Origin of the sequence: Pseudomonas sp. EL_65y_Pfl1_R83, from assembly GCF_963970695.1 — a bacterium.
In the GTDB taxonomy this organism is placed as follows: Bacteria; Pseudomonadota; Gammaproteobacteria; order Pseudomonadales; family Pseudomonadaceae; genus Aquipseudomonas; species Aquipseudomonas tritici.
This window is the reverse complement of sequence record NZ_CAXAQI010000448.1, coordinates 1-447: the sequence shown is the minus strand read 5'-3', so window position 1 is coordinate 447 and position 447 is coordinate 1. Positions and strand designations below refer to the sequence as shown.

At 60.9% G+C, this 447-nt stretch carries 1 protein-coding gene; it reads right to left on the bottom strand.

Annotated features, from left to right (window positions below; genetic code table 11):
* Nucleotides 1-85: 85 nt before the first annotated feature.
* Nucleotides 86-447 (bottom strand): integrase core domain-containing protein (locus AACY08_RS29760; RefSeq protein ID WP_339472677.1); only part of this gene is annotated, 362 nt, incomplete at its 5' end.

Sequence of the window (447 nt, the reverse complement as noted above, 5' to 3'; positions counted from 1 at the left end):
GCAAACCGATCGACCTTGCCGCCTTGCTGAGCGCGCAACGCGAGCTGGACTTGGACTTGCCCCGCAAAAGTGGAGAGGCATTTGCTCAACGTGACGCGGTTCGTTCGAACTGCGCAGGGCTGATATAGTCGAGCGCGGAATGGCGCCTGACGGGGTTGTAGAAGCCGTCGATATAGCGGGCAATGGCCTGCGCGGCTTGGTCGCGGGTATAGAAGACGGTGCGCCAGACGAGCTCGGATTTGATCGTCTTGAAGAAGGTCTCCACCATCGCATTATCGTAGCAATTTCCCTTTCCTGACATGGAGATACGGATGCCGTGGCGGTGCAGCTCGGCCTGGTAGTCCACAGAGCAGTATTGGCTGCCGCGGTCCGAATGATGAATGAGCCCTTCGGGCGGACGGCGCATGACGAGGGCCTTGCGCAGGGCGGCCAGCGCCAGATCGCGGT